The sequence below is a fragment of the Profundibacter sp. genome (genome assembly GCF_056498605.1).
Window position 1 is genome coordinate 40,359 of record NZ_JBSMEZ010000139.1, and the last position, 9,615, is coordinate 49,973.

The 9,615-nt window shown below is 53.7% G+C and carries 10 protein-coding genes and 1 tRNA gene; 5 read left to right on the forward strand and 6 right to left on the reverse strand.

Translation table 11 applies throughout. From position 1 onward, the window contains the following. Window positions 1-67 precede the first annotated feature (67 nt). On the forward strand, window positions 68-796 hold the full coding sequence (gene ygfZ / locus ACWB12_RS13790) for a CAF17-like 4Fe-4S cluster assembly/insertion protein YgfZ (RefSeq protein WP_479530668.1): 729 nt from the start codon (window positions 68-70) through the stop codon (window positions 794-796). Window positions 797-1,157: 361 nt separating this feature from the next. Further along, complete coding sequence (locus ACWB12_RS13795) at window positions 1,158-2,711, forward strand: alpha/beta hydrolase (RefSeq protein WP_479530669.1); 1,554 nt, start codon at window positions 1,158-1,160, stop codon at window positions 2,709-2,711. Window positions 2,712-2,740: 29 nt separating this feature from the next. On the opposite strand, the gene ACWB12_RS13800 is transcribed toward ACWB12_RS13795, so the two are convergent. Continuing rightward, on the reverse strand, window positions 2,741-2,992 hold the full coding sequence (locus ACWB12_RS13800) for a type II toxin-antitoxin system Phd/YefM family antitoxin (protein WP_479530670.1): 252 nt from the start codon (window positions 2,990-2,992) through the stop codon (window positions 2,741-2,743). A 162-nt stretch (window positions 2,993-3,154) separates the two neighbouring features. Next, the gene (gene efp, locus ACWB12_RS13805; protein ID WP_479530671.1) at window positions 3,155-3,718 is read right to left on the reverse strand and encodes an elongation factor P; all 564 of its coding nucleotides are present in this window, start codon (window positions 3,716-3,718) and stop codon (window positions 3,155-3,157) included. A gap of 199 nt (window positions 3,719-3,917) precedes the next feature. Here efp and ACWB12_RS13810 point away from each other — a divergent pair, with 199 nt between their 5' ends. Beyond that, window positions 3,918-4,229, forward strand: coding sequence for a DUF6280 family protein (locus ACWB12_RS13810; protein WP_456386290.1), 312 nt, complete (start codon window positions 3,918-3,920; stop codon window positions 4,227-4,229). A 47-nt stretch (window positions 4,230-4,276) separates the two neighbouring features. Here ACWB12_RS13810 and ACWB12_RS13815 read toward each other — a convergent pair whose 3' ends face one another. After that, window positions 4,277-4,879 (reverse strand): cobalamin biosynthesis protein CobQ, encoded by a 603-nt coding sequence (locus ACWB12_RS13815; RefSeq protein ID WP_479530672.1) that lies wholly within the window; start codon window positions 4,877-4,879, stop codon window positions 4,277-4,279. Between the two features lie 59 nt (window positions 4,880-4,938). Between ACWB12_RS13815 and ACWB12_RS13820 the strand changes: the two genes are divergently transcribed. Further along, window positions 4,939-6,384, forward strand: coding sequence for a cobyric acid synthase (locus ACWB12_RS13820; RefSeq protein WP_479530673.1), 1,446 nt, complete (start codon window positions 4,939-4,941; stop codon window positions 6,382-6,384). Window positions 6,385-6,397: 13 nt separating this feature from the next. On the opposite strand, the gene ACWB12_RS13825 is transcribed toward ACWB12_RS13820, so the two are convergent. The 3 genes from ACWB12_RS13825 to ACWB12_RS13835 all read right to left on the reverse strand — a co-directional run bounded on the left by ACWB12_RS13825 (window position 6,398) and on the right by ACWB12_RS13835 (window position 9,298). After that, a complete protein-coding gene (locus tag ACWB12_RS13825) occupies window positions 6,398-7,147 on the reverse strand; it encodes a hypothetical protein (protein WP_479530674.1) in 750 nt (249 codons plus the stop codon). A 72-nt stretch (window positions 7,148-7,219) separates the two neighbouring features. Then, window positions 7,220-8,575, reverse strand: a complete 1,356-nt coding sequence (locus ACWB12_RS13830) for a TolC family outer membrane protein (RefSeq protein WP_479530675.1) — start codon at window positions 8,573-8,575, stop codon at window positions 7,220-7,222. 69 nt (window positions 8,576-8,644) lie between these two features. Continuing rightward, a complete protein-coding gene (locus tag ACWB12_RS13835; RefSeq protein ID WP_479530676.1) occupies window positions 8,645-9,298 on the reverse strand; it encodes a protein-L-isoaspartate O-methyltransferase family protein in 654 nt (217 codons plus the stop codon). Between the two features lie 128 nt (window positions 9,299-9,426). Here ACWB12_RS13835 and ACWB12_RS13840 point away from each other — a divergent pair. Beyond that, window positions 9,427-9,500: transfer RNA gene (locus tag ACWB12_RS13840), tRNA-Cys, on the forward strand. Window positions 9,501-9,615 lie beyond the last annotated feature (115 nt).

Genomic DNA, 9,615 nt, shown 5'->3' on the forward strand with positions numbered 1-9,615 from the left:
GCACCCCTCTGGTTGCCCCGCCCCACATCCCCTATATTATGTTCAGCACCGAATGGGGAATGGATTTATGACGCGCACATTATTTGACATCACCGGCTCTGATCGCACCGAGTTTCTGCAAGGCCTGATCACCAACGACATGGCAAAACTAAAACACGGCCTGCTCTACGCCGCCCTCCTAACCCCCCAAGGCAAATTCCTCACCGATTTCTTCCTGCTGGAGAACGGCGACACCATCACCATCGACGCCCCCGCCGCAACGGCCGACGACTTGGCGCGCCGCCTGACCATGTACCGCTTGCGCGCCAACGTGCAAATCACCCCCTCCCCCCTGAAGGTGATGCGCGGCACCGGAACCACCCCCGAAAACGCCCTGCTTGATCCGCGTCACAAGGCGCTCGGCTGGCGGCTCTACGGGGCCGAGGCAGGGAGCGACGCCACCGACTACGACGCCATCCGCGTGGCCCACTGTATCCCCGAAACCGGCATCGAACTGATCCCGAATGAAACCGACATCTTGGAGGCCGGATTCGAGCACCTGAACGGAGTCGATTTTCGCAAAGGCTGCTACGTCGGCCAAGAAATCATCGCCCGCATGAAACACAAAACCACCTTGAAAAAGGGCTATGTGACTGTCGGAATCACCGGCACCGCCCCCATCGGAACCCCGATCACCTCGGATGGAAAACCCGCCGGAACCCTGTTCACCCAGTCAGGCAACCAAGCCATCGCCTACCTGCGCTTTGACCGCGCCAAGGGCGAGTTGCTGGCGGGAGACGCCACAATCACCCCGTAAAACCCCCTCAACACAGCACAACCCATTTTGAAGAAATGTCAGCCCCCGACCGGGTGGGGGCTGCACAGGTGTTACCAAACGACCAACCCTATCAGTCTCCAACAGCCTATCAAATAGACGCAACGCCGCAAAAGCCCCCGCCGTGGGGCGGTCTCTGGTGCATTGCGCAGCAATGCACTGCCGGCAGGCGATTGCTCGCAATCGCCGAGAGGTGGGGGCTGGCATTTTTTCAAAATGACGAGGGTGGAGTGTGAATGTGGACTAACTAAATCAAATCCTTTAGCACTTAAAGTGAGGTTGCAACTCATCCATTCAATTTAATGGTGTGGCTCTCGGTATTTTGCTTCGAAAGGCGGTTTTTATGGCCAACAGTTGGCACGTTAATTGGTTGAAAGAAGGTGTCATTCCTTGGAACCAACGCCGAAGGAAAGTAAAATTCACTCCAGATTTAGAGGGGACCAATTTCTATGAAATTCTTCCTAAGGACTATCGAGAGTCTCCAAAAGCAAAAGCCTCACGCTTCTTTGAAAAGATAAATTTAAGCGGCGCAAACCTTACCAATACAAACCTGTCTCATCTAAACTTCAAACAAGCAAATTTTACCGATAGCGATTTATCGGGAGCCAACCTAGAAGCATCGAATTTCGAAGATGCAAAATTTAAAAACGCTTCACTCAGGGGATGCACAGCAGAAAGAGCTATTTTTCGAAACGCTATATTTACCCAATCAGACTTGGAGAGTATGAGTTTTGTTGAAGCAGATGTCACCTTCACTAAGTTTATCGAAAGCCCACTTACTTCTAACCAAGAAGAACAGTTTGGAGAAAACAACGGCGTCCAAATAATTGCCTCCGTTGCTGACTACAAAAAGATGACCCAGTCATCGCAACTCATTGAGCGGTCAATTGGATACAAGGAGCCTTCTCCCAAACGCGACAAAAATACAAAGTATGATGTTTTCTATGGCACGAACAGAAAACCAAAGCTTGATCGCGATGAATTGGTCGGATACGGCAACCAATTTGACACAAAAATCAATTACGGTATCTGTGAAGTGATAATTCCTGACAGTCACAAAGTAGGGAAATTGGGTTCGTCATTATGGGGAAAGCTTATCAAAAAAGAAGATGATCGCCTTAAAGTTCGTCAATTAATAGGGCTAAATCCTGAACTGTACTGGTCTCACATAAACGCTCTTTCCCAAAAGATGAAGGTCAAAGAAAAACCAACAATCTTTGTCCACGGATACAACAATACCTTTGAACAAGCAGCTCTCCGTGCTGCCCAAATTGGGCATGATTTAGGTATTGGGCAGGGAATTGGACTTTTTAGTTGGCCTTCTAAAGGGCGTAAAAGAAAGTATCCTGCGGATGAGGACGCGGTCAATGTCAGCAAATACCGTCTTGCCGAATTTATAGAAGACTTCATTGAAAAAACGGAGCACAAAAGTGTCAACATTATCGCGCACAGCATGGGATGTAGATGTTTGATGGGGGCTTTTGAAGTTTTGGCAGCCAATAAAAAATCAGTGCTGAAAAGGGTCAATCAAGTCATTCTTGCAGCTGCCGATATTGATGTTAGGCATATGGAAGCGCTGGGAAAGCACGCTGTGAATAACTGCGCTCGAACAACTTCTTACGTTGCCCCTCAAGATAAAGCCCTTTTAATTTCAAGTTGGTTTCACGATGTCCAAAGAGTTGGCATTGTGCCTCCGACTTATGTTTTAAATGGTATGGATACCGTGGTAGTGAACGACGCTAAACTGTGGAAGCTTGGGCATGGTTATGTTGCAAGCAATAAATCTGTCCTAATGGACATATTCAATTTGCTAAAAAACAATGATGATCCAGCAGATAGGTTTTCGATTGAATTGGTAACGGAAGGGGTGCCTGAACACTGGAAAATACGAGAGTAATTTCTAATGGCTAGCTTCTTCTCCCCCCACTACCTAATCACCATCCCCGGCTCCCCCCGCTTGGCCCGCTCCCAAGCATCCGCCCGCATCATATATTCCAGTTCTTTCTGCCGCACCGATTTACGGTCAAATTCAACAATCCGGTCCAGATCACGGGTCGAGACCAGACCCGCGATCTCTTGCCCATGCCGATAAATCAAAAACCGTTTACCGCCAAACTTCACCTGTGACAGATACCGCCCCAGATGGCCTCTAAGCTCCGTGTTCGTGACAAATTCCATACCCGCACCTCTTTTGCATTCCGCCCAATCCCGAAATGGAATCATGCGTTTCAAGGCGTGAAATGTACCAAATGTCCGAATACCAAACCGTTACAGCACCGTCCATAAACGGCGCCGGAATGTTGCATTTTATATTTTGGGCCTGCCCTGCGGCAATCCGCCCTAGGCGCGTTCGGAATATTCCATGCTGATCGTATCGACGATAATATCCTCGTCCTGACCGATGAACGGCGGCACCATCACCTTGATCCCGTTGTCCAAAGTGGCGGGTTTGAACGACTTGGCGGCTGTCTGCCCCTTCACCACAGGTTCGGTTTCAACCACCTTGCAGGTCACTTTTTGCGGCAGCGTCGCGCTCAGCGCTTCTTCCTCGTGGTATTCGATCACCACCATCATGCCGTCTTGCAAAAATGCGCGTCGGTCGCCCAGAATATCGGCGGGCATCTCGATCTGCTCATAGGTATCCATATCCATGAACACCAGCATATCATTGGATTCATACAGAAATTGCTGATCCTTTTGCTCCAGCCGCACCCGCTCCACCTTATCCGCCGCCCGAAACCGTTCGTTCAATTTGGACCCATTGCGCAGGTTTTTCATTTCAACCTGTGCAAACGCACCACCCTTGCCAGGCTTCACATGGCCGACTTTCACAGCCACCCACAGCGAGTCATTATGCTCCAGCACGTTACCGGGGCGAATTTCGTTTCCGTTGATTTTAGGCATGTGTCAAAACCATAGCAAAAGGTTGAAGGAATTTTGTCAGCACCTATATATTGGTGATCTACTGGGGGCAAGACGACTATATGCAGAACAAGCCATGTGCTAGACGCATGGCAGCTATGCAAAAACACGGTAGCCGAATCGGTTTAGATCGGGCATAAAGAACGTCACGCCAAAAAGAGCAAGAGCAAAAGGAACAGTAATGCGGGATTTCGTAGACGGCACAGCATTCAACCACGAACAAGGTAACCGCTCGCGCAAGCTATTTGCTGCTGTGGTGTTGGCTGCATTGGATGATGCAATTGCTGATGACAAGAAATACGGCAATGGCCCCGAGCAGATTGCACGCTGGGCACGGTCACGCGATGGCCGCGAAGTTTTGTCTTGTGCCGGCATTGACCCGAACGAGCGGGTTGTCACTGGCTTGATGGATTTTGTTGGCAAAGGTGTGCGCACCTCGGTTGCGCTATCGCGCGAAGAGTCCGAGCGTCGCCAGCAGGCAGAAGCAGCCTAAACAGCCCGATTACAAAGATTCAAAACGCGTCCTTTAGGGCGCGTTTTTTATGTTTGGTGGGTATCGTGGTCTAAGTAGCCACCATCGGAAAGAACCAAATACATCGCCAGAAAAACCAACACCGAAAAGATGCCGCCGATCACCAATCCGGCCCAGCGCCCCTTATATTTACGCCATAAAACCACGCAAAGGCCAATATCCAGCAGCAGTTCTATCGGGGCGACGATCCGGCCATAAAACCGACTGTCCCAATAGCTGATCGGGCTTTGGAACACCCAATTGGACAGTGGCCAGAAATGCGGACGGGCATCATAGTGGTGCAGCGCGAAATCCGTTGCCAGATGCAACAACCCCGCCCCAGCGAACGCAACCACCCATCCCCGCTTGCTCCACAGACCAACGCCAAACAGCCCACCCCACAGGATGAAACTGTTGTCCCAGGCAAAAACCCGCATCCATTCGGCGGAAAAATAGTATTCCCGAAACACCACTTCGGGCGGCACGTTTTGCACCAGTATCGCCCACGCCGACATCACGTATAACGAAATGTCCGGCGCCAATCCGCCCAAAACTGCGGCGGCGGTGATTTTCGCATGACCGGATCGCCCAAAAACGGCGACGCCCAACAGTATGTGTGATGGCGTATTCATTGCTAATTACGTCCTGTTACGACTTGTTTCTTTGACCCAGCATAGGGATAACTGGGGTAATGGCAAAATCACTTATGATACAGGGCGCAGGCTCGAATGTTGGCAAGTCGATGCTGGTGGCAGGGTTAGCCCGCGCCTATGTGCGTCGCGGCCTGATCGTGCGCCCATTCAAGCCGCAGAATATGTCAAACAACGCCGCCGTCACGGTGGATGGGGGCGAAATTGGCCGTGCACAGGCGTTGCAGGCACGGGCGTGTTGTGTTGATCCGATCACCGATATGAACCCCGTGTTGCTGAAACCCGAAAGCGAAACGGGGGCGCAAGTGGTGCTGCAAGGCGAGCGGATCGCCACCCTTAAGGCGCGTGCCTTTTCAGCGATGAAACAGACGTTGATGCCGCCAGTGCTGGAGAGCTTCCAGCGCCTGTCCGCAGGTGCCGATCTGGTTTTGATCGAGGGCGCAGGTAGCCCCGCCGAAATCAATCTGCGCCAAGGCGACATTGCCAACATGGGCTTTGCCCAAGCCGCAGATGTGCCGGTGGTTCTGGTTGGCGACATTGATCGCGGCGGGGTAATTGCGCAATTGGTTGGCACTCACGCAGTGTTGCCAGAGGCAGACCGCACACGGATCAAGGGGTTCATCACCAACAAGTTTCGCGGCGATGTCAGCCTGTTTGACGATGGTGTTGAGGAAATTATCAACCGCACCGGATGGGACAACATCGGGGTTCTGCCGTGGTTTGCCGATGCGTGGCGCCTGCCTGCCGAGGATGTGATGGACATCGCCTCGACCTACGGCGGGGTGTTCAAAATCGTAGTGCCGCGTCTGTCGCGGATTGCCAATTTCGATGATCTGGACCCACTGGCGGCGGAACCCGATGTCAGTGTTGAAATCATTGAGGCAGGCCGCCCCTTGCCCGGGGACGCCGATCTGGTGCTGATCCCCGGAACCAAATCCACCATCGCCGATCTGGCCTATTTCAGGGCGCAAGGATGGGACGTGGACCTTGCCGCGCATGTGCGCCGCGGCGGACATGTGTTGGGGCTGTGTGGTGGCTATCAAATGCTGGGCAGGCAGATCATTGATACCGACGGGATCGAAGGGCATGTCGGCAGCTATGACGGGTTGGGATTGCTGGATGTGGTGACGGAAATGGTGCCGGAAAAACGGCTGGTGCTGACCAAGGCCACTTATCTGCCTACTGGCGATGCTGTGCGCGGTTATGAAATCCATATTGGGGTGACAACGGGTGCGGATTGCGCTCGTGCGTGGCTGGATATGGATGGGCGCTCCGATGGGGCTGCTACGGCTAACGGGCATGTAATGGGTTGTTATATGCACGGGTTGTTTGCCGCTGACAGCTTTCGCGCGGCGTATTTGGCAGGGCTTGGCGGGGTTGCGGGGAATTCAAACTATGATGATACGGTCGAGGCAACGCTGGATGCGCTGGCCGATCATCTGGAGGCGCACCTTGATTTGGATGCGTTGTTGAAAATAGCTGATTAAGCCAGCGAATAGCCTATTCGAAATCCTGCGCCGCCAACACACGGTTGATCTCGCGGCGCACCAGCTTGCGCACGTTGCGGGTGATCCGTTCGCCCAGCGCACCCTGCAATTCCTGACGCACAATATCACTGACCATATCGCGCAAGGTTTCCTCGTCAATCACCGATTCCTCGCCGCCGAACAGATCGGCATCTTTGGCTTCATCCTCAAGCACATCAGCCGCAGCAAACTCGGCACCAACCTCTTGGGCCGTGCCGTCGATCCAGTCCTGAACCGGTTCCGACATCACCTCTTCGGCGTCGGCATCCTCTTCAAAATCGCTGCCATCCGGCTCCCATTCGCCATCTTGCTGGCCGATTGCGGCCTCAAGATCTGCGATGGTGCTTTCAAGGGATGGCGTTGCATCCTCATTCTCCAGCGCGGTATCTTCGGCCTGCTCTGCGGGATCCTGCCACACCTCGTTGGTCTCGCCCTGAACCGGCTCAGCTTGCGCTGTTTGCGTCTCCTCGTCTGTGGTGCGCTCGGTGTGATGAAACTCGAACGGGGTATCTTCCCCTGCATCAGACGCCTCTACCTCTTGTGCCGCATCCTCTTCGGGCGACGCATCATCCGGTTCGGAAACCCGAAAATCCGCCGTCAAAATCAGCTTTGCAGCCGGTTCATCCGCCACATCATCTTGCGATTCCGCAACATCGTTCGATACAAGCCGCCGGATAGACGACAGCACATCCTCGATTTCCGCATTGGATACAGGTTCAGACATTATAGATTCCCGATTTAGCCTCTTCTTGATAATAGCGCCAAGGCACGCGCCGCACAACAGAAAGGATAAATTCTATTCTTTTCCCAGCGCCCGCAGCACACGATCCAGCCGTTTGCCCTGTGTGCTATCGGCCGGAGCCGTGCGCACAGCGTTGTAATAGGCCGCAGGATCATAGGTTCTGATACCCAGTTTCAGGTGGTCAACCGTCAACAGGCCCATCGCGGATAATAGCGAATATGTTGCAACATACTGGTCGGTGATGGCCGAAATGCGGTTGGCTTCGGCATCCAGCAATTCTTGCTCCGCATCCAGCACGTCCAAAGTGGTACGTGCGCCCAGTGTCGCTTCTTCTTTCACCCCGCGATACGCGACGCGGGCCGCGCGGATCTGGCGATTGCTGGCTTCCAGTGTGGCCCGTGATACAGCCAACAAAGACCAAGCATTGCCAACCCCCTGCGCCACATCATGACGGGTGATGTGCAGACCGGACCGTGCTGCATCACGCCGCGCAACCGCTTGGCGGTATAACGAACTCAGCTTGCCGCCCTGATAGATCGGCCCGCCCAGATCCAGCCCGATTGTGGCAGATTCAGTTCCCACATGGTTGTAATCCAGACTCCCCTTCAGCGACAGCGTCGGCTTCATCAACGCATCCGCCCGCAGCACACCGATTTCGGCAGCAGCAATATCGTGCTGCACCTTTTTCATCGCGGGATGCGTGGTGTAGGCAATCGCACGGGCCGAATCTAGCGAGCGGGCTGTCGCCGGTACCTTTGGCGCACCGCGCAAGGATTTGGGGTATGTGCCGACAGCAGCGCGGTATTCTTCGCGCGAACGGGCCAGATTGCCCTCGGCCGAGGCCAGATTTGCCCGTGCCAGCGCAAGGCGCGATTCTGCCAGTGACACATCGGTTCGAGTTACTTCGCCCACTTCGAACCGATCCTTGGCGGCCCGCAATTGTTCACCGATCAAACGCACGTTATTTTGGCGCAAAGCAACAAATTCATTTTCCCGCAGCACATTCATATAAGCGGTGACCGTGCGCAACAGCACGGATTGCTCGACATTGATCAGCCCTTCGCGGGTGGCCAGAACCGTTTCCTTGGCCCCCTCGATCGCCAATTTGCTGCTACCACCATCCAGCAACAACAGGCTGGCTTGCAACCCGACATTCGCCGTTAGGTGATCGCCATTCCGATCTGTGAAATTCGCATACTGCGATTTGGCATAATAGCTAAGGACCGGACGCAATGCGGCCACAGCCTGCGCTACATCCTCATCCGCCACCCGCAGCAGCGCGCGGTTTTGGTCCAGCAGGCCGGAATGCTTATATGCCGAAATCAACGCATCCGTCAGGGTTTCGGCCCGTGCCGCAGGGGAGGCAACAAATGCAAATATTGCAACGGCCACCGCCAGTACTGGTTTCACTCTATAGCCCACGTTGAACCCTCATGCTTGTGTTTATATTGCGCCATTCTACCCGAAGGATGTAAAACTTCATAAAACAAACGTTTTACGACGTTCAAACCCTGGCAGAACCGGCGCCGTTGCGTTGAACGCAAACCGCCATGCTACATCCCCATCAATCTTGTAACCGATACGCGCCATGCCCAACGCGTCTTCCATAAAGATGCAGCCGATCCGGCCACCTTCTTTTAACTGGTCCAGAATGGCTGCAGGCACCTGCTCGGTCGCCCCTTCCAGAATGATCACATCATAAGGGCCGTGTTTGGCCGCACCATCAGCCATAACGCCCTCGATCACGGCGGCATTATCTACATCATTGCCCGACAGTATCGCCTGCGCTTCGGCGGCCATTTCCGCGTCTTCCTCGACTGCGACAACAGCATCGGCCAGCCGCGCGATCACGGCGGTTGAATACCCCAGCCCGCAACCGATGTCCAAAATCACCTCGTTCGGGTCAATATCCAGCGCATCCAGCAGTTTGGCGAATGTGCGTGGTTCTAGCATCACACGGGACGCGCCCAGCACCACATTTTCGCTAACGTATGCCTCTTCGCGCTTGCTGTCCGGCACGTAGGATTCGCGCGGGACGGTTAGCATCGCCTCGAGGATCGGAAACTTGGTGACGTCCTGTGGACGGACCTGTGAATCGACCATCATTGTGCGGCGTGCGGAATAATCGCTCATCGTGTAAACCCGTTCGTTTAGTTCGTATGAATCGGTTTTGCCACAGAACCGCGGCCACAGCAACACACCACAGCACAACAAACCTCCTTGCGCGACGAAATGGCATGGGTTACACGGCCCTTGGCTTCGGCGAGTTGGCGGAGCGGTTACGCAGCGGATTGCAAATCCGTGTACATGAGTTCGAATCTCATACTCGCCTCCAAGCTTTTCAATGACTTGCGTCATTCGCTGTCTCCTTCTACTTTGTTTTTGAAACAAGTGTTGAAACTTTCACGTTTCGGCCTTGCTTCGTTCCATGCGGTTTCGTGCCTCTTGTG